Annotated in this window: 16 protein-coding genes; 12 read left to right on the forward strand and 4 right to left on the reverse strand. The window is 53.9% G+C overall.

What is annotated here, in order from left to right; genetic code table 11:
- The 4 genes from VLV32_03675 to VLV32_03690 all read left to right on the forward strand — a co-directional run.
- Positions 1 to 401 (forward strand): hypothetical protein (locus VLV32_03675; protein ID HUL40992.1); only part of this gene is annotated, 401 nt, incomplete at its 5' end.
- 400 nt (positions 402 to 801) lie between these two features.
- Positions 802 to 1,203 carry a VOC family protein gene (locus tag VLV32_03680; GenBank protein ID HUL40993.1) on the forward strand — a complete coding sequence of 134 codons (402 nt, stop codon included), beginning with the start codon at positions 802 to 804 and terminating at the stop codon, positions 1,201 to 1,203.
- Positions 1,204 to 1,550: 347 nt separating this feature from the next.
- Positions 1,551 to 4,529, forward strand: a complete 2,979-nt coding sequence (locus tag VLV32_03685; GenBank protein ID HUL40994.1) for an FAD-linked oxidase C-terminal domain-containing protein — start codon at positions 1,551 to 1,553, stop codon at positions 4,527 to 4,529.
- Between the two features lie 135 nt (positions 4,530 to 4,664).
- Complete coding sequence (locus VLV32_03690; protein ID HUL40995.1) at positions 4,665 to 6,014, forward strand: hypothetical protein; 1,350 nt, start codon at positions 4,665 to 4,667, stop codon at positions 6,012 to 6,014.
- Positions 6,015 to 6,096: 82 nt separating this feature from the next.
- Here the strand turns inward: VLV32_03690 and VLV32_03695 are convergent, their stop codons facing one another.
- The 3 genes from VLV32_03695 to VLV32_03705 form a co-directional block, all read right to left on the reverse strand.
- Positions 6,097 to 6,603 carry a DUF4124 domain-containing protein gene (locus VLV32_03695; GenBank protein ID HUL40996.1) on the reverse strand — a complete coding sequence of 169 codons (507 nt, stop codon included), beginning with the start codon at positions 6,601 to 6,603 and terminating at the stop codon, positions 6,097 to 6,099.
- Positions 6,604 to 6,776: 173 nt separating this feature from the next.
- Positions 6,777 to 7,733, reverse strand: a complete 957-nt coding sequence (locus tag VLV32_03700) for a DUF2950 domain-containing protein (protein ID HUL40997.1) — start codon at positions 7,731 to 7,733, stop codon at positions 6,777 to 6,779.
- A gap of 49 nt (positions 7,734 to 7,782) precedes the next feature.
- Positions 7,783 to 9,081, reverse strand: coding sequence for a DUF3300 domain-containing protein (locus VLV32_03705; GenBank protein HUL40998.1), 1,299 nt, complete (start codon positions 9,079 to 9,081; stop codon positions 7,783 to 7,785).
- A 463-nt stretch (positions 9,082 to 9,544) separates the two neighbouring features.
- Here VLV32_03705 and VLV32_03710 point away from each other — a divergent pair, with 463 nt between their 5' ends.
- Both VLV32_03710 and VLV32_03715 read left to right on the forward strand, forming a co-directional pair.
- Positions 9,545 to 10,165 carry a LysE family transporter gene (locus VLV32_03710; protein ID HUL40999.1) on the forward strand — a complete coding sequence of 207 codons (621 nt, stop codon included), beginning with the start codon at positions 9,545 to 9,547 and terminating at the stop codon, positions 10,163 to 10,165.
- 115 nt (positions 10,166 to 10,280) lie between these two features.
- Complete coding sequence (locus VLV32_03715; protein ID HUL41000.1) at positions 10,281 to 11,522, forward strand: anion transporter; 1,242 nt, start codon at positions 10,281 to 10,283, stop codon at positions 11,520 to 11,522.
- A gap of 75 nt (positions 11,523 to 11,597) precedes the next feature.
- On the opposite strand, the gene VLV32_03720 is transcribed toward VLV32_03715, so the two are convergent.
- Positions 11,598 to 12,482, reverse strand: coding sequence for a LysR family transcriptional regulator (locus VLV32_03720; protein HUL41001.1), 885 nt, complete (start codon positions 12,480 to 12,482; stop codon positions 11,598 to 11,600).
- A 203-nt stretch (positions 12,483 to 12,685) separates the two neighbouring features.
- Between VLV32_03720 and VLV32_03725 the strand changes: the two genes are divergently transcribed.
- The 6 genes from VLV32_03725 (at position 12,686) to dsbG (ending at position 18,015) form a co-directional block, all read left to right on the forward strand.
- The gene (locus VLV32_03725; GenBank protein HUL41002.1) at positions 12,686 to 12,844 is read left to right on the forward strand and encodes a hypothetical protein; all 159 of its coding nucleotides are present in this window, start codon (positions 12,686 to 12,688) and stop codon (positions 12,842 to 12,844) included.
- Positions 12,845 to 12,920: 76 nt separating this feature from the next.
- Positions 12,921 to 13,178, forward strand: a complete 258-nt coding sequence (locus tag VLV32_03730) for a hypothetical protein (protein HUL41003.1) — start codon at positions 12,921 to 12,923, stop codon at positions 13,176 to 13,178.
- Between the two features lie 187 nt (positions 13,179 to 13,365).
- On the forward strand, positions 13,366 to 15,444 hold the full coding sequence (locus VLV32_03735) for an NAD(+) synthase (GenBank protein HUL41004.1): 2,079 nt from the start codon (positions 13,366 to 13,368) through the stop codon (positions 15,442 to 15,444).
- A 259-nt stretch (positions 15,445 to 15,703) separates the two neighbouring features.
- Complete coding sequence (locus tag VLV32_03740) at positions 15,704 to 16,183, forward strand: hypothetical protein (protein ID HUL41005.1); 480 nt, start codon at positions 15,704 to 15,706, stop codon at positions 16,181 to 16,183.
- A 284-nt stretch (positions 16,184 to 16,467) separates the two neighbouring features.
- Positions 16,468 to 17,331, forward strand: coding sequence for a pentapeptide repeat-containing protein (locus tag VLV32_03745; GenBank protein ID HUL41006.1), 864 nt, complete (start codon positions 16,468 to 16,470; stop codon positions 17,329 to 17,331).
- A gap of 66 nt (positions 17,332 to 17,397) precedes the next feature.
- Positions 17,398 to 18,015 carry a thiol:disulfide interchange protein DsbG gene (gene dsbG, locus VLV32_03750; GenBank protein ID HUL41007.1) on the forward strand — a complete coding sequence of 206 codons (618 nt, stop codon included), beginning with the start codon at positions 17,398 to 17,400 and terminating at the stop codon, positions 18,013 to 18,015.
- The last annotated feature ends 493 nt before the right edge of the window (positions 18,016 to 18,508 follow it).

Raw genomic sequence — 18,508 nt, forward strand, 5'->3', positions numbered from 1 at the left:
TTGAAGCGCAGAACCGGCTAGGATATGCAGTCAATGCTATTGAATTTTCTTGTTTGTGTCATCAGGCAGACGACTTGCTCCTTGGTTTGCTGGCTGTGCTAAAAGAAGCGGCACGGCGGCAACTCAGCGGTACTCGCCCCGGTATGTTATGCGCGTTTATCCCCGGCATTACAGATTTTAGAGGCCTCGAGCGGAACAGCGCGATAGCAAATATGACGGGTATGCTTTTTGATGACAAACGACACGACCACATAGCCGCCGTCGGATACTCATCGGGCGCCAGACTTTCATCACGCAGTGACGTAATAGGGAATTACCCAGCACTTATTTTCAAAAACCCTAATTGCAGATTTCCAGAGGCATCGCAATTTCGTTTCTTAGACGAACCCATAGTGACGTAATTTAGCGTAAGCTGGGCAACCGAACCGTGCTCGAACCCTGTCTAATATTTTATAACCTCGTGGCTATCCAAGAGGCTTCGCGATAGGGAATCAACCGAAAGTATTTGACATGGATTTCTACATTACTCTTATCGAACCAATAATATGCGTGATTCCTGGTACTGGACTTTTAATCCGTTGGTCGGCGGTTCGAATCCGCCACGACCTACCAACTCCAAGTTCCTCTGCATTTGGAATTGCTTGCAATGCCAGCTAAGACGGGGACGCACTAAATATAACTGCCTCTTGGCCATTGGCGCTGGGCTCATAATTCCAGCTAACAGGCTAAAATTTGCCCTGGGAGGTTTGCTGCACTGAAACCGCGCCGCATTTATAACTTACACGGAAACAAATAGCCGAAATGGAATTAGTTGAGCGTGTTGATCATATCGTGCTCACGGTGCGCGATATTGAAGTGATGGCACATTTTTACGAACGGGCGCTAGGCTTGCAAAGAGATTTCTTTCACGGCCCCGAAGGACAACCGCGGCATGCATTACGGTTCGGCAATCAAAAAATCAATCTCCAGGATCGGGCTACTGAGACGCCAACAAAAGCGCGGGTTCCGACATTCGGCTCCGGTGATTTTTGTTTAATTGCCGCAATACCGCTTGAGCAGGTTATTGCACATCTTGAGAGGGAGCAAATTCCTATTGAAGCCGGCCCGGTATCGCGCAGGGGCGCGCTGGGGGCTGTTCGCTCAGTCTATTTTCGGGACCCGGATGGTAATTTGGTAGAGGTCGCGGAGTATGTGAACGCGTAAATGGCGAAGGGGCGGATTGAGGGATGCATTGGTATTGGAGCCGTCACGCAATGACGCACCCTTGCAGTTATGAACAGAACAAGAACATCCAGCAGTGATTTGACGTCTGCCTTCGTTAACTGTAGTTGTCAAAGAATATCTGCAATGGCCAAGAAATCGATTTATACGTGCAACATCAGGTGTCACTGCGGCGCGCCCGAGAATGCGTGATACCGTGCTCCTGGGGTTTGAGCCGAAGCAATCATTGAGAAACAGCTCGCATTAAACGCTATTACCCAAAGCACAAGGTGAATACCCCGTTTCCTCAATCCGTCTATTTTGCCGGCTTCCCGCGTAAGTCCGGCGCGATCTCCGACCTTGCCGCCCGGCTGCAAAAGGAAATTCGCGGCGACGTTTTGTTTGACGACGCATCCCGCGGCCGCTATTCGACCGACGCCTCGATTTACCAGATTATGCCCGTCGGCGTAGTCGTGCCGCGTGATGAATTCGACGTGCGAATTGCGCTTCAAATCGCGCGCGAATTCAAAATTCCGATTTTGCCGCGCGGCGCCGGCACCAGCCAGTGCGGACAGACTGTGGGCGAAGCCCTGGTGATCGATCACAGCAAGTGGTTAAACGGGATCATTGACTTCGACAAGGAAGCCGGCACGGTCACTGTGGAGCCGGGTGTCGTGCTGGATCACTTGAATACCTGGCTCAAGCCCCATGGACTGTGGTTTCCGGTTGACGTATCGACCTCTGCGCAGGCAACCATCGGCGGAATGGCGGGCAACAATTCCTGCGGCACGCGTTCCATAGAATACGGAAACATGGCGCATAACGTCATCGGCATAGACGCAATTCTCGCCGATGGCACGCAAGCTCATTTCGGTCTGCTGCAAGAGTTCAGTAGATCGGAACGTCTGCGTCGTCTTGCGGAAGGGTTGGCAGCCATCGCGACGCGCCAGAGAAGCGAAATCGAGCGCAACGTGCCCAAGGTGCTGCGCCGCGTCGGCGGCTATAACATCGACATTTTCCACCCGCAAAGCGAGCGTCCTTACACGTCTGATAATTCGGTGAACCTCGCTCACCTGCTGGTTGGTTCGGAAGGAACGCTAGCCTACTCGAGCTGCATCAGGCTTAAGCTTGCTGCAGTTCCAAAGCACAGGACATTGGGTGTAGTCAATTTCCCGAGTCTGTACCAAGCCATGAAACTCACGCAGCAAATCGTCAAGTTGAGTCCCTGCGCGGTGGAATTGGTGGACCGCACCATGATCGACTTGTCGAAGCGCAATCCTGCATTCCGCGCAGTTATCGAGCGTGCCCTGATCGGCGAACCGGAAGCGATCCTTTTGGTCGAGTTTGCCGGCCCGGACAAGGAAGCCTTGGTGCGAAAGCTCAAAGAGCTTACTACGTTGATGAGCGATCTTCGATTGCCTGGAAGCGTAGTTGAACTGAGCGACGCCGGTGCTCAAAAAGAGCTTTGGGAAGTGCGCAAGGCGGGGCTCAACATCATGATGAGCATGAGAGGCGATGGCAAGCCGGTATCCTTTATTGAAGACTGCGCTGTTCCGCTCGAGCATCTTGCTGAATACGTGGACCGGTTGACGCAGATATTCCTCAAGCACAAAACCAAAGGGACCTGGTATGCCCACGCCAGCGTTGGCACGCTTCACGTCCGGCCGATTCTCGATATGCGCCGCGACGGGGCGCAGAAGATGCGCGCCATTGCCGAGGAAGCGGCGGCATTGGTACGCGAGTACAAGGGCGCTTACTCGGGCGAACATGGAGACGGCTTGTGCCGCGGCGAATGGATTGCCTGGCAGTTCGGCCCTCGTCTGAGCCAAGCTTTCGAAGAGATCAAGCAACTATTCGATCCGGAGAATCTATTTAATCCGGGCAAGATCGTGCGCACGCCGCGAATGGATGACCTGTCGTTATTGCGTTCGCCGCCGAGTTATCGGGTGCAGCGCTTCACACCTAAGCTCAATTGGTCTGCGTGGAACGTGCAACGTGATCCGATCAGTGAAAAAGAAACCGCGCCAGGCAGCGGCGAAGACCCAGCCGGCGGATTCGCTAAGGCGGTTGAGATGTGCAACAACAATGGTCATTGCCGCAGGTTTGATGCCGGCACTATGTGCCCGAGTTACCGGATTACCAAGGACGAGCAGCATCTGACGCGTGGACGCGCCAATACGCTGCGCCTTGCGCTCTCCGGGCAATTGGACGAACGCAATTTAGCAAGTGAGGCCGTCAAGGAATCGCTTGACCTTTGTGTTTCGTGCAAAGGTTGCAAACGCGAATGCCCGACCGGGGTCGATATCGCGAAAATGAAAATAGAATTTCGGGCCGCCTATGCGCGAGAGCATGGCGTTACAGCACGCGACAGGCTGATCGCGTATTTGCCGCGTTATGCTCCGGTTGCGTCCCGGTTTCGCTGGTTGCTCAACCTACGCAATCGCGTGCATATGCTCGCTGCCATGCAAGAAAAACTGTACGGCATTTCCGCTACGCGGAAGCTGCCGCGTTGGGAATTGCCGTTTAGCGCCGCTAGGAAGTCGTCCAGCGGACCCTTAGTCGAAGGCAAGGAAGTGCTGCTATTTGTCGATACTTTCAACAATTATTTTGAGCCCGAAAACGCATTCGCTGCCAAGCGCGTCCTGGAAGCGCTCGGTTACCGCATACATTTATCGTGTGCAAAAAAATTTGGCAGCCGGCCGTTGTGCTGCGGGCGGACTTTTCTCGCTTGCGGCCTGGTGGACGAAGCCAAAGTCGAGGCAAAACGATTACTCGACGCACTATTGCCGTATGTTAAACGAGGGATTGCCATCGTAGGTCTCGAACCATCTTGTTTGTTGACCGTGCGTGACGAGTTTCTTCAGTTCGGTTATGGAGAAGATGCAATTCGACTCTCCGAGAAAGCTTATCTTTTCGAAGAGTTCATGGTGCTGGAACATGCAGCGGGACGAATCGCGCCGGTTTTTAAACCACTGCCACAAAAACGCGCGTTACTACATGGCCATTGCCACCAAAAAGCATTCGACGCAATAAATCCGATACAACAAGTCTTGGGCTGGATTCCGCAGTTGGACACTGAACTGATCGAATCGAGCTGCTGCGGCATGGCTGGCAGCTTCGGCTACGAAGCAGAACACATCGAAGCCTCGCTGCAAATGGCGGAATTGTCGCTTTTTCCCCGCATTCGCAGCAGTGACTCCAATACCCTGCTGATAGCGGACGGCATAAGCTGCCGCTATCAAATTCAAGATGGCCTCGGTCGCGAAGCGTTACACCTTGTCCGGGCGCTCGACATAGCGCTCACGCGCAGACAATTAGCGCCGAAATAAACCGTTTAATCGTTGCTATCCGCTGCGAACGCGGTACGGCGCATGCAGTTAAAAATGGACTGCAAAATTTAACTTCGTTGTATTATGATTTGTGGACTACAGCTCGTTCTATCTTCGGTAAACTGGGAGTTCAGAATGGCAAAAATAAATAGTTCCATAGTGCTCGTTTCAGTAATGTACCCCTTGATTTTTCTCGGATTAGTTGGAAAAGCTGCAGCCGACGGCCAGCAGCCATCCTTATCTGTTGCCGCAACCGGTTCTTCCCAAGCAGGCGACGATATCTTTGGAGACAGCCTGGCCTATCACACGCCACTTGCCGGAGAACCTTATCACACCATCTTCATGGGGGAACCGGTCAATATTCCCGCCAGGAACCGAGGTGATGTCACCTCCTTGACTGTCGGTGGCAGTTACTATACTCCGAGACAGGGGAGCACGGCCTTTCAGCCCATCGGCGCGGGGTACATCCTGCGGGACGAGGAGGATTGGCGCACTCGCGACGTTATAAGCGTCTTTGTTAATAGCCTGGAATACGACAGGAATTTGGACCCAGCCCATAACCTCGAACTGGTGACCCTCTTTGAGAATAATACGATCCCGGTAGCCCAAAAGTTAACCTTGAACAATCAGGAAATAAATGCGACGTCGCTGAAATATGGAACGATCCTCGCTTCGATCGGCCCAGGGCTTCGGTACAATGTGGCTCCTTTTCAAGTCGACAATAACCTGAGGCTTCAGCTCTTGGGGCGTGTAGGTTATTTTTACGACCGCAGGACGGGGGACACGTCGCCAGACTATAAACTGCCACCCGACACGATGCTCTTCGGCGCAAAATTTCGGGCGCGCTATGACGGGATGCGCCGCAATCTTTTGGAACTACCGCATACCGGATTCGCAGGCGGATTGGACATAGATTATACAGACCGCAATCATTGGTCCGATTCTGGAATTCCCGGTGTTGGAGAGAGGACCCAGGATCAAGCCCAGCGGTATGCCATGGGTTCCGCGTATATCGTGGGTGTTACCGGCATTCCGGGACTTTCTGAGAAAAACCGGGTTCTCGCCAGCTTTCACGGCGGCGGGATGGATAAGCATAGCACCGACCGATTTAATGCCTTTACGATCGGCGGCGGACCGCTTCCCTCTGAATCCGACGACCTGTACCGCCCTGACTACCCCGGCACCATGTTCAACGACATATATGTGTCGGACTATGCCTTAACAGCAGTGGAATACCGGCGTGAGCTTACGTTTTTCATGTATCTGCATTTGCGCGGCTCGTTCATTTGGGCACATCAGGCTGAGGTCTCGAACACCGGTCAGGTTGTCTTTGCGGCCGACCGTGGTCAAGCGGCGACCGTCGGGTTGGATAGTGGATTTTTCTGGAATTCGGAGGTGTATCTGGACTTTTCGCATGATACCGGTTTCATCAGATTTGGCAAACCTGGGAACTCAATCACCTTTACCTGGAACAAATCTCTTTGAGGGCAGCAAAACCGGAACGACCAGTTTGTTGGCCTTCAAGGCCATAGACCTGTCAAATTAAACTCGTCACAAGCTGCAGCAATCAGCGATTCATCATGGGGACGACTTGGTTCTGAAGCCACGCTGGTTGCGTCGTGTGGAATGAATGCCCTGGCACCCTCGGCGTATTTATAAATCGCGTGGGCCGGACGCGCGGCCGTCGCGGATAATGCCGAATGAAATACCCCGGCGCGTAATAATAGCCTGGATAAAGGTACTCACTCTCGACCGGAGTTGCCGCGGGCTCCGCTGCATACTCGCCGACGTAGCGCTCGGATTCAACTTGGCTTTCCAGTTGGTCCACCTTTTGTCGCAGATAGCCGACTTCGGATTTTACCTTTAACATCTCGAGCTCCTGCGGCGTGCCGGTCTCAATGACCGACAATCGTGTGGAATTCAGATCTAATTCCTTTGCTTTGCCGTTGGCGGGAGCCTGGTTGGTATAGTTGACGACACCGTTTTCATCGACCCACTTGTAGATCTGGGACGATGCTGGCGCCGCGACAAGCGCCGCTAGCAACACAAAACCTAAATTTAGTAATCTGGCCATATCGTTTTAAAAAGCGCAGGCAATTAATCTACACCCATATGATGGATGCGGACAAAATTATTTGTAACACAGCATTACAGTTCGAGCCCGATCTTCAAAATTCAATGGCTTGAAGAGATGTATCGAAGCTTTGACATTTAGTCACTCCGAGCGTTTCTTCTCGGTCTCAAGTTTTAATTCTGCTTTTTCCAGCTCGAGTCGGGATTGAACGCGGTCATTTTGCCGGCAATTGACGCAGTGTTCTTGCCCAGGTCTTTCTCGTAAACCACACCGTCCTGATTGACGATGAAACTCATAATGCCGGACGCGCGATAACGCGCCGGGTAAGCCAGCAGGCCAAAACCAGCCAGCATTTCGCCGTCGACGAGATAATCACGTGCTCCACCCGGCGCGTCCTGTCCCTGTCTGGTGAGTATCTTGTAATAGTAGCCGTGGTAGGGTGCATGGGCCGCGAACGAGGTGCGTCCGTAGCCCTCATTCGCGGCCGCCGCAAGCAGCGGCCCGAGCGGGCTTTTCTGTTCGTCGCCCGCTGTTTCCCAATAAAGCCCGTCGCGCTTGCCCGGCGTGCTTACCAGCCTACCCGCATACTTCGGAACGCCCGCGCCTTCCGGGTCTTGCGCCGAGTAATCGCGTTCGGCATCAACGATCGCAAGGCAGACCTGTACTGCCGCCAGTTCATTGCGCCCAATGCGGCGGTTCAGAATTTCCCGTTCGCCCTGTTTGGCGTCGAAGTGCCAGGCGCCATTGGATTTCACCAGCGGGATAGGCATCGGCCACTCGTCTTTGCCCACTACGAGCACCGCGTTAGCCTCGCCGTGAAGCTCGATTCTGTTGGCGGTCTCATAGGCGGTGACAAACTTTTCTCGATTTTGCTGGTCCTGGACAGGATCGCCTGAACTAATGAGTTTGCCGCTATGGGGACCCAACACTTCGCGTAGTGAGCGCTGATCGTTTGCTTCGACTGCGCTGACCAAGGCGGACACCGCTTCTTCGGGAGAGGCAAAGTTTTTCTGCGGTACTCCAGCGGCTATTGCAACGGGTGCCAGCTTGAGAAGCGTCAAACCACAAATCAATCCACACCACAACCAAAGACCGAGCGCCCACCAATTTTTTTTATTCCAGATTCTCATAATCGCCTCAACGCGGTTTATATGAAAGGTCTCGAATAGTCGGATTTTTCTAGCGACGGATTGTTCCGCCACCGCCCGGGCTGCCGGCCGGATGCGGCGCAACTACGTTGCCTTGCGGATGCCCCGCCGGAACATGACCTGGCGAAGGTGCCCCCGGAATACTGGGCCTCGGGGCCGCGGGCTGAAAGCTCTCACGACCGCGGGCGCTGTAATTGCGCACCCGCGCCCCATCGCCAATGTCCTGAAATGCGTTGGGCCGCTGCGTGATTGGCGCACCGCGATGCGCAGGAATGCGATGCGTTTCCATGCGGCTGGTAGAGGGCAGCGGCGCGTTCGAGCGTCCGGGCACCGTGGTTGCCTGCCTGGGAGCAGTGCTGCCGACAATGGATCTGGTATTGCCATGTTGTTCCAGTGACTGGTTGGGCGATATTGCACCGCCTCCGCGCGGGTTTTGCTGCACAATATGCCCTGGGGACCCCTGTGAGGGCGACGCATAGCCGCGGAATTCTCGGCGCGTATCAGGTGCCTGGCTCGTGTGGCCGAATTCTTGGCGCAACGCGATACTCCTGTAAGGAACGCCGCGGCGGTGGATCGGATCGTGTTTCCACGCGACACCCGCGTTCGTAGAATTGACAACGCGATAGATGCTCATTTGCCTGCTAACATAGGTGTTGTAATTAAAGTAGGAGTTGTTCACTCGCGTGACATTGATACTGCGGGCGTGCCAGTTGCAGGCGCCGAAAAAGAAATGCGGCGGGACCCGAACCGGTAAGCCATAGAAGAAACCGACGGTAATTACCGGGCCGACATAATATCCTGGCCACGGCCCCCAATAGACCGGCGGATATGCAGGCCACCACCACGGCCCGTATATTAAAGTTGGATCGTAATATGGCACATAAACAGCGTAAGGATTCGCGGGCTCAATCGCGATGTCCTGCCCCTCAGGCTCCACGTCGATTTCATCCGAGGATTCCAGATTGCCTGCGTCATATGCGCGCCGCCGCAATTTCTGTATCGTGTCCATCACCTGCGCCTCTTGGGACAGGAAAGCATCGCCCAGCCTTTCCATCCAATTGAGTTTCTCGTCCATCATCTGGATGATCTGCGGAAACGCGACAAGTGATTTGACACTCGGATCCCAATCATTCTGTGCTACTGCATTCACAGCCTGCTCGCCCTTAAGATTGGGATTTGCCCTAGACCAGCGCGCGGCCTCTACGATTTCCAGCGGATACGTCGCCGCCATCAAAATCTGCGAGAGCAGCGCATCCGGATAAAGCGCGATCGGTGCCAGCATTTGATCAAGATCCTGTTGCGAGAACACGGGCTGGACTGCTTCCGGCATTGGAGGCGCAGCGCTGCCCTCCGGCGGGGAAGTTTGCGCGGGCGCCATCGATGTCCAGAAAAGCGCAATCGAGAGGCAATAAATCCTCAGTTTAACCGCTGTTCTCATCCTCATGCTTTAGAGCGGATCGCGCATAGCCCGTTCTGAAAGTCCGTTAGTCGGCCCTATCCACGGAGAGCGCGATCGTCATTGTGACTATACGCCCCTTGTTCCCACTTTTTGCAAAACGATGCGGAAGTGCGATTGGTTGACTGCATAAGGACACCAAGTAAGGAATTCCAACGGGGCCTAATGCAAACTTTCGTTGGGGCATCACTCTGGCGGTTCGATTACGCACTGTGTTTAGATATAACGACCTTTAGTGACGTATTTGTGGCAACGTTACTCTTTTTGATACGGTGCGGCCGTGCTATATAGCAAGTCGGCGGTTCAGTAAGACTCTGGTGTTGCGGAGGACACCCGCGTGGATCCACTTTTGAAAGGAATCATTGTCGGTTTTTCAATTGCCGCACCGCTTGGTCCAATCGGTGTGCTTTGCGTTCGCCGATCGCTCACGAACGGACCTTTTATGGGGCTATTAACCGGGCTTGGAGCCGCAACTGCCGATGCCGCGTATGGTTTCATCGCTGCTTTTGGTGTTACGGCGGTATCTATCTTTCTGCTCGACAAAAAGCTCTGGCTTTCAATGATAGGTGGAGTGTTCCTCTGCTACCTGGGAATAGCGACTTTCCGCCGCTTACCTGCAAACGACCCAGCATCCATATCGGGCGCGTCGCGCCTCGCGGCCTATGCGTCGACTTTCCTGCTTACACTCTCAAATCCCACAACAATATTGTCGTTTATCGCAATTTTCGCAGCATTCGGCCTGGGCGCATACGCAAGCTACTCGGCAGCGAGCGCAATGGTACTCGGAGTGTTTTTGGGCTCGGCCTTATGGTGGATCATTTTGAGTAGTTCGGTCGGTTTGCTCCGTACGCGTTTAAGCCGCACCTGGATGGCGTGGATAAACCGGATATCCGGCGCAATGATTCTGGCTTTTGGGTTACTCGCGTTAGGCAAAGCAACCGTGTCATGGCTGCAATAAATCGGTCAACACGTCGCTGCGCTCAACTGCCATCGCCTGCGTATTGGTTGTAAGATATCGCGCAGACGATTTTCAGAAAATCAAAGAACTGCGGTCTTTCTCCGGCGCGACGATCATGACAGCTACCATCGTAATTGTTTTCACCGTTGTGTACTTGGGCATGATTCTCGGCGGATTGCCGTTTCTGCAACTCGACCGGGCAGGCGTCGCCTTACTCGGCGCTATTGCCCTGGTTAGTTTCAATGCGCTTAATTTGGACGAGGCGGCCGGAGCGATTCATCTGCCGACTTTAATCCTGCTATTTGCTTTCATGGTCATTTCGGCGCAGATGCGTCTCGGCGGCTTCTACGACTGGGTGACGCTTCGGCTGGCAGCATTGCCGCTTAAGCCAGCATGGCTGCTTGGCGCAGTGATGTTTGTAATTGCCGGATTGTCAGCGGTGTTCAGCAACGATATCACCTGCCTTGCGATCAGCCCGGTGTTGATTGACGCCTGCCGCAAACGCCAACTTGATCCTGTACCCTTCCTGTTGGGGCTCGCTTGCTCAGCAAACATTGGCTCGGCAGCAACGTTGATCGGCAATCCGCAGAATATCCTGATTGGCCAAACTCTAGGACTATCTTTTGCCGGTTATTCCGCCCAGGCCATCCCGCCGGTGCTGCTTGGTCTTGCAGTATCCTGGGCGTTTATTGCGTGGCAGACGCACGGACGCTGGGTCTTGAGTGACAGGGCGGTTCTCGCGCCTGTCGCAAGCGAGCAACGCGTGGAGCAAGTACCGCTGGATCGGTGGCAAACGACCAAGGGGCTTTTTGTGGCTGGCGCACTGCTGATTGCATTTCTATTTACGCCATGGCCCAGAGAACACGTAGCGCTCGCAGGTGCAGGAATATTGCTTATGAGCCGCAAGCTTCATTCCAGGAAGATGCTTGGCTTAGTTGACTGGCAACTCCTGATCCTGTTCATAGGTTTGTTTGTGGTGATTCATGCGCTAGAGCAAACCAGGCTGTTACCGAGTGTAATTGCTGATCTTGCTGCTTCGGGCGTGCACTTGGATCAGCCCGGGGGGTTGTTTGCGGCGGCTTTTGTTCTTTCCAATGTTGTCTCCAATGTCCCCGCAGTCATGCTGTTGCTGCCGGTAGCTCAGCATCCCGATGCCGGTCCGCTGCTTGCGCTTGTTAGTACGTTGTCCGGTAATTTGCTTGTCTTTGGAAGCATCGCCAACATTATCGTGCTCGATGCCGCCGTACGGAAAGATATACACATCAGTTGGTCTCGTCACGCACAGACAGGGATTCCGGTGACGCTGGCGACACTGGTTATTACCGGAGCTTTTTTTTGGCTACTCATTGACGCGTGAGTTCACAAGAAAAGCGAGTTCATTTGGAATCAACCGCTAATAAACCCGCGGCTTGAGCCAATATAGCCTGATTCCTCAAGCCTGCAGGTTCCAAGTCTCTTTGAGCAGGTCGAGGAGCGCGCGGATTACCGGATCGTCGTTGCGGTCTTGGAGATGAATGAACCAAAGCGTCGTGGGCATCCGTGCATCTTTCCAGAGACACATCTCGCCGCCAGCCGTTTTATCCAACGCGAGGTCCTCGCGAATCAGCGCAAGGCCGACGCCGGATATCACAAGCGAGCTGATAACATCCTCCTGATCGGCCTCGACAATCCGAGTCGGCTCGACTCCGTGCTTGCGCAGAAGCGCATAAACCAACTGATGGTGCGTGCTTATCGCGGGCGGGATAATCCACGGCTGCTCGGCAATTTCCTTCCAGCCGGCATCCTTGACGCGTTCACGCCATTCAGCCGGAGCAGCGATTCGATACGTGATTTCCCGCAATGGTAAACAGGCAATAGTTGGATGCGTGACCTCGCCGTAGTAAAAGCTTGCATCAAGAGTTCCGTCACGCACGTGCTCCAAGGCCGCGCCGGTAACATGCTGATGAAGCTCTAGCTCGAGCAGCGGGTAACGGGCCACCGCCGAACTCATGAACTCGCCTAAGCGAATAAATTCCGGATCACTCAACGTGCCAATGCTCACTTTGCCCGCCACCGCGCCCTTGAGCACCCGCGCTCCTTTTTGCAGGGCGTGAGCGGCGGCCAGAATTTTCTCCGCCTCTCCCAAAATCTGCTTTCCCACGGCAGTGAGCGCCATACCAGTTGAGGTGCGATCAAACAGTGTGAGTTCGAGCTCGTCCTCCAGCGCCTTGAGTTGCGAGCTGAGTGCGGGTTGACTGAGGTGCAGCTTTTCCGCCGCCCGGGTCAGTTGCCCGACTTCAGCGATGGCGACAAAGCTGCGCAATTGGTATAGCTCCATTACGTGCTCCTTTCGCCTCCCTCGACCGGCGTGACTATTTTAACGCAAATTGTTGCTGCGCAGCGACACATTACGATGGTATAAGCAGACACGAATATAAGTATTTAAATTTACTATTTGATATTCTGTCAAGCTGACCGTATTCTTGGTTGTGCAATGCAATATACCTGCGCAGTAATCCTCGAAATCGACGGAGGGAATTCATGAACCTTTACGAACATGGCTGGAAAATTAATGACCGATTCGAAAAGCGCTTCGAGCCACAGCAGACGGAAGATCTGCCGCTTGCCGTGGCAATCATGATCGGGGTGCAGTTATTGGTCGGGGTATTTCTCATCGTCGCCGCGATAGCGATGCATTAATGGCCATGTTCAGCATTCGTTTCGCGGTATTGATGTTTACTGACACACCATCGTTCACAATCTAATGGAGGGTAATATGGCTATACGTCTAAAACCCATGTTTACAGCAATAGTCGGGGCAACTGTTGTAGCTGTGGCGCTGTTGCTCACTCACGTTGCTTACGCAGACAAGCACCCCTTGGGCAATCATCCCGCTGTGATTGTTTACAAGAACTGGAATCGGTTGGCCTATACTGAAAGAACGGTGATCTATCCTCACCCAGCGGAGATTTGGTGGTATACGTACGATCCAAATACGACAAATCATCCGCATCATAAGAAAAGCGTCAATTGAACCTCGTACCGATAGTTTCGCTTAGATTTGTTTAAATCAGGAGATTAGCCACCCCTAATAACTTCCTCTGGCCAGACTCATATTCCTGCACGCTGGGCTAAAATGCGCTTTTAGCGAACTGCTTTACCCCGGAAGGGATATCATGGGTTCTGGAAACAAAGTTCGTTATTAATAAAAAGGGGGGCGAGTGACATTCTTCAATCTATATCGCCACAACTTTCTACGTGCGGCGGTGTGCGTTCCAGAAGTGCGCGTGGCGGATCCGGCTTTTAATGCGGCTCAGACAATCGAGCTCCTCACCCAGGCATCGGAGAAAAAAGTATGTCTCGCCCTGTTTCCGGAGCTCGGGCTAACCGCATATTCATGCGACGATTTGTTCCATCAACAAGCGCTGCTTGAAGCCGGAGAAAAAGCGCTCGCCCGGGTATTAGAATCTTCGCGCAATTTGCCAGTTATAGCAGTGCTTGGCTTACCGCTGCGCGTTCAAGGTGCACTTTTTAACTGCGCGGCGGTGACCTATAAGGGCCGGATTTTAGGGGTCGCTCCAAAATCTTACCTCCCCAACTACAGGGAGTTTTATGAGCTCCGACATTTTGCTCCAGGGGCTAGCGCGACCGCCGGCGGGATAGACATCTGCGGGCAAAGCGGCGTGCCATTCGGCACGCGGCTCCTTTTTAGGCCGCCGCAACAGCCTTTATTTACTCTGTTTGTCGAAATCTGCGAGGATCTCTGGACGCCGATACCGCCGTCATCGTTTGCCGCCCTCGCCGGCGCTACCGTACTCGCCAATCTATCAGCTTCCAACATCACCATCGGCAAGGACGAATATCGCACTCAGCTTGTGGCCAATCAATCCGGTCGCTGCGTCGCTGCTTACCTTTATTGTGCGGCCGGGTTCGGTGAGTCAACCACCGATCTTGCTTGGGACGGTCACGGGATGATCTATGAGAATGGTTCACGTCTGACCGAGACGCGCCGCTTTGCCTACCAGTCGCAGCTTGCCATGAGCGATATCGACCTCGACCGCATTGCCCAGGACCGCATGCGGCAGACGAGTTTCACACAGTCCGTCGATACGCACCGCGCCGCGATTTCAGATTTCCGCCTGGTTTCTTTTTCGTTAGATCTTCCCGATGAGCAAGAACTTTTCCTCGAACGCAATATCGCGCGTTTTCCTTATGTGCCTAGCGATCCCGCGACACGGGATTTGCGGTGTCAGGAAGTGTACGAAATTCAGGTGCAAGGACTCGTCAAGCGCCTGCGTTCAATCAGTGCAGAGCGTGTGGTGATCGGCGTTTCCGGAGGCCTTGATTCCACCCACGCCCTGATTGTATGTGCTCGCGCCATGGATATGATGCATCTGCCGCGAAGCAGGATTCTCGCATACACGATGCCGGGGTTCGCGACAAGCGAACGGACTCTGGCGCAGGCGCGGGAGCTTATGGCCGCGATCGGATGCGTCGCGACTGAAATTGATATCCGCCCAAGCTGCATGCAAATGCTGCGCGACATTGGGCACCCGTTTGCGGCGGGCAAACCGGTCTATGACACCACGTTTGAGAACGTTCAGGCCGGCGAGCGCAGCAGTCATCTGTTCCGCCTGGCCAACCTGCACCAAGCGCCCGTAGTTGGCACCAGCGACTTGTCCGAATTGGCTTTGGGCTGGTGCACCTACGGCGTGGGAGACCAAATGGCGCATTATCACGTTAATGCCAGTGTACCCAAGACGCTCATTCAGTTTCTAATCCGGCACATCGCGCGCACCGGCCAGATCGGGGCTACAGCCGGCCCCGTGCTCGAGCAAGTTCTTAGCACCGCGATCAGCCCCGAACTCTTGCCGGGTGACAGCGGTCTGCAACCGGGCCAGAAGAGCGAGGATATAGTGGGGCCTTACGAACTGCAGGATTTCAACCTTTACTATGTCCTGCGCTACGGCCTTGCTCCACCAAAGGTCGCGTTTATGGCCTATTGCGCCTGGCACGACCGCACGCGGGGAGACTGGCCTGAGGTCAGCCTGGCGTCGCGGCACGAATACGAAATTTCGGAAATCAAACGCTGGCTCGAGGTTTTTTTGCGCCGGTTTTTTGAAACAAGCCAGTACAAACGCAGCGCCATCGCCAATTCGCCGAAAGTAGGGTCCGGCGGATCGTTGTCTCCGCGCGGAGATTATCGTGCTCCAAGCGACGCCCAGGCACAGGCCTGGCTGTCACAACTGGACGCTATTCCCGACTCCGGCCCAAGATCTGCGAAAGCGCGTCGCGATTGAACCACTCGCCGTTTCGGGACGGCAACGGTAATCGTCTGCAAAACGCTGCCGGTTTGTCTGTATATTACTTTTGACCTGTCTTGATCCGGCTATCCTATTGAGCGAGCAATGACCCTCAACGCGCACATGGCGTGACGTCGATTAACGGCTTGAGCTACGTCTGCGGCGCAATAGTTATTCGGCAAAGCCTCAGGTATTTATATGTCAAAACGGTGTTAAAATGGTTTGCCGTCAAATTACTTTGACAAGGAGGTTTCCCATGAAAAAGAACGAGCCGATGCAAACAGGACGGATGCTTAGCTACGCAATGCTAGCCGGACTGGTCGGCGGGTTCGCCGAAATGCTCTGGACAGTACTTTATACGTCACTTACATCGGGTAGCAGCGTCGAGGTCGCCCGGGATGTTGCCGGGACCGTGTTTCGATCAGCGGCAGCATTGCCCGCGGCACCCGTGATAGGCATAGCGATCCATTTGGCGCTTTCCGTCGCACTTGCTGTCGTTTTTGTCAGATTCATCTGGGTTCCTTTCGCGATATCCCTTAGAGGCGGCGCGAGCCTATTCATTACGGTGACAACACTAATACTAGTCTGGGCAGTAAATTTCTTGATTGTCCTTCCGGTTGTCAATCCCTCCTTCGTCAAGGTGATGCCTTACGGGATTACGCTCATCTCGAAAGCCTTGTTCGGCGCGTCCATGGCCTGGAGTCTTCGGAAAAGTTTTGCGCCTCGTCATCCGTGATTCGGGTTGCACTGGCGTTGCTCAGTGATCAGCGTTCTGGTGTAGTGAAACCACATTCAAACATCAGCGATTTTTGACTCCACTTCTCTATCATCTCGCCGTTGCGCCTGTCGGTACCCAATTGATTTTACTGAGGCTCGGCGACGGCAACCCGGCATTCGGAGCAACGAATGCAATTGGCGCCGAAGCTTGACGCTTCGGGATTGAACCGTTGAAAGTCGTGGCGACCTAATATACATTGAGCGTATGATTGGCTTACGTCACGCTCACACAAAGGACAAGATATGCGCCGTCTGATTGCGTTCTTGCAATCGAAAATTCGATATTCCGGATTGCAATTCATTGCCATCAGCCTGCTCTTGGCGCCGCTGGTTACGGCGTATGCAGCTGGCGGGATGGAGACCGGAACGAATATGGCAGCGGCCGCGAGCTATGAGAAGCTTACCCGTGAGCAGCTACTGGGAATTCTGTCGCGCTCATCCGAATCTGCGCCGGCGAATCTGTACTCGAAAGATCTGACCGGGCTCGATCTTTCGGGAGTCGATTTCAAAGGGGCAAATCTCACGGCCTCGCTTATGAATTCCGCAAATCTGAGCAACGCAAATTTATCGCACTGCAATTTAACAGTAAGCTTCGCAGAAGGGGCAAATTTATCGCATGCCGATCTGCGAGATGCAAATATGTTTTCAATGCAGTTAAAAGGTTCTAATTTGTCGGGAGCAAATTTATCAGGAGCGCGATTTATCGGAGATTTGACCGGGGCCAATCTGCAAGGCGCCAATCTGAGCAAAATGGATGGCGGGGCGGATATGAAGAACCAGTCCATGGGGCTCATGCGGGCCTCAATTGTGAGCGCAAATCTTCAAGGAGCGAATCTCTCCGGGGCGAATTTTTCAAAGGCCGATTTCAGCTTTTCGTCCCTCGCCGGCGTCAACCTTTCGGGAGCAAACCTTTTCGATGCGAATCTCAGTGGTGCCGATTTCTCATCTGCCAACCTGAGCAATGCTAGTTTGCGCGAGGCAAAAATTTTTGACACTGACTTTACGGGCGCGAATTTAACCGGCGCGGATTTTGCTGGCGCCGAATTTCGCAACGTCAGGGGACTGGATAAAGCCCAGACCGAAAATGCTAAAGGACTTCCGCACTAGTTCGAGCGTTGCTGAAACATGGATTGCCTGGCCTGACGAGCTATGTTCAAGAAAGCACTGGCTTAAATGAAGGCGCTTATCCAGGCGGTGCTCCTCACAACCGTGCTTGCGCCGCTTGCGGCATATAGCGAGGACCAGCCCGGGCCGCAATCGCGCCCGATCCCGGATAAGCTCGCGCTGTTTCTCCAGCTGGAAAAAGTGGACGTCATTTCCGAGGGCGCCAAAGATGCAAGGAGCGAGTTGTATGTATTTTTTGATCCCAATTGCTACTACTGCCATCTAACATGGAAAGCGCTGCAGCCGTATGAAAATGTCGGGCTGCAAGTACGTTGGGTACCGGTCGCTTACCAGAAACCGAGCTCTGTAGGACGCGCGGCAGCCATCATGGAGGCGCGCGACAGAAAAACCGCGATGCGCGAAAACGAAAGCAACTATGACAGTGCACACTACGACGGCGGCATCAAGCCAATGGATAAGCCGCCGGTTCGGCTGACCGCGCAACTACAGGCAAATATCCGGCTCATGCAAGAGTTCGGCGCCCCCGGGACTCCCTTGCTCGTCTGGAAAGATAAAAATGGAAAGGTGCAGACGAAAATTGGTGTCCCGCGCTTGTCGCAGCTTCCGCAAATTACCGCGCTCCCGGAACAGAAAGTCACCGACCCGGAACTTGCGAATTTCCATTGACCGCAAATCGCGGCGCAATAGAACACATCATCTCGTTCTCTTGCGCCGGGCTTGAGGCGGTCCTGCAGTACTAACATCGAATGTTTCGCCTACCGTTTTACACGACAATGCATTGGGAGAGCGAATACTGAGACTTATCCTCGACATCCGGATTGTTCCGGGCGAGCAGCGCATGTGTAGTTGCAGCGGCAAGACGCATTTAGCCCGGTCACCCCAGCATTAGAAGGTGCTGCAACGCCAATCACCGCGCAACGGGCTGCGCATTGGAGCGAGCTTCGGGCCTTGCTATGCGTGATGAATTATTTCGTTCGCGCCGGTTCGGTGGGTTAAAATTGCCTTCCCGCATCAGTCCCGCATAAAATTGCGCACGCACCACCTGTGGCTGATTCAGGCTAAAGCGGAAAAATCGGGTTTCATGAATTTCGTCCAGATATAATTACATCTAACATTCATTCAAAACACGGCGATGAGCAGTGATATAACGGCACAGGCC

It is taken from the genome of Burkholderiales bacterium, from assembly GCA_035518095.1.
Lineage (GTDB): Bacteria > Pseudomonadota > Gammaproteobacteria > Burkholderiales > JAHFRG01 > JAHFRG01.

What these genes read in the sequence shown, in the direction of transcription:
- VLV32_03680 (HUL40993.1), top strand. Translation starts at nt 802, where the DNA reads ATGGAATTAGTTGAGCGTGTTGATCATATCGTGCTCACGGTGCGCGAT.
- VLV32_03690 (HUL40995.1), top strand. Translation starts at nt 4,665, where the DNA reads ATGGCAAAAATAAATAGTTCCATAGTGCTCGTTTCAGTAATGTACCCC.
- VLV32_03695 (HUL40996.1), bottom strand. Translation starts at nt 6,603, where the DNA reads ATGGCCAGATTACTAAATTTAGGTTTTGTGTTGCTAGCGGCGCTTGTC.
- VLV32_03700 (HUL40997.1), bottom strand. Translation starts at nt 7,733, where the DNA reads ATGAGAATCTGGAATAAAAAAAATTGGTGGGCGCTCGGTCTTTGGTTG.
- VLV32_03705 (HUL40998.1), bottom strand. Translation starts at nt 9,081, where the DNA reads ATGCCGGAAGCAGTCCAGCCCGTGTTCTCGCAACAGGATCTTGATCAA.
- VLV32_03715 (HUL41000.1), top strand. Translation starts at nt 10,281, where the DNA reads ATGACAGCTACCATCGTAATTGTTTTCACCGTTGTGTACTTGGGCATG.
- VLV32_03720 (HUL41001.1), bottom strand. Translation starts at nt 12,482, where the DNA reads ATGGAGCTATACCAATTGCGCAGCTTTGTCGCCATCGCTGAAGTCGGG.
- VLV32_03725 (HUL41002.1), top strand. Translation starts at nt 12,686, where the DNA reads ATGAACCTTTACGAACATGGCTGGAAAATTAATGACCGATTCGAAAAG.
- VLV32_03730 (HUL41003.1), top strand. Translation starts at nt 12,921, where the DNA reads ATGGCTATACGTCTAAAACCCATGTTTACAGCAATAGTCGGGGCAACT.
- VLV32_03740 (HUL41005.1), top strand. Translation starts at nt 15,704, where the DNA reads ATGAAAAAGAACGAGCCGATGCAAACAGGACGGATGCTTAGCTACGCA.
- VLV32_03745 (HUL41006.1), top strand. Translation starts at nt 16,468, where the DNA reads ATGCGCCGTCTGATTGCGTTCTTGCAATCGAAAATTCGATATTCCGGA.
- dsbG (HUL41007.1), top strand. Translation starts at nt 17,398, where the DNA reads ATGAAGGCGCTTATCCAGGCGGTGCTCCTCACAACCGTGCTTGCGCCG.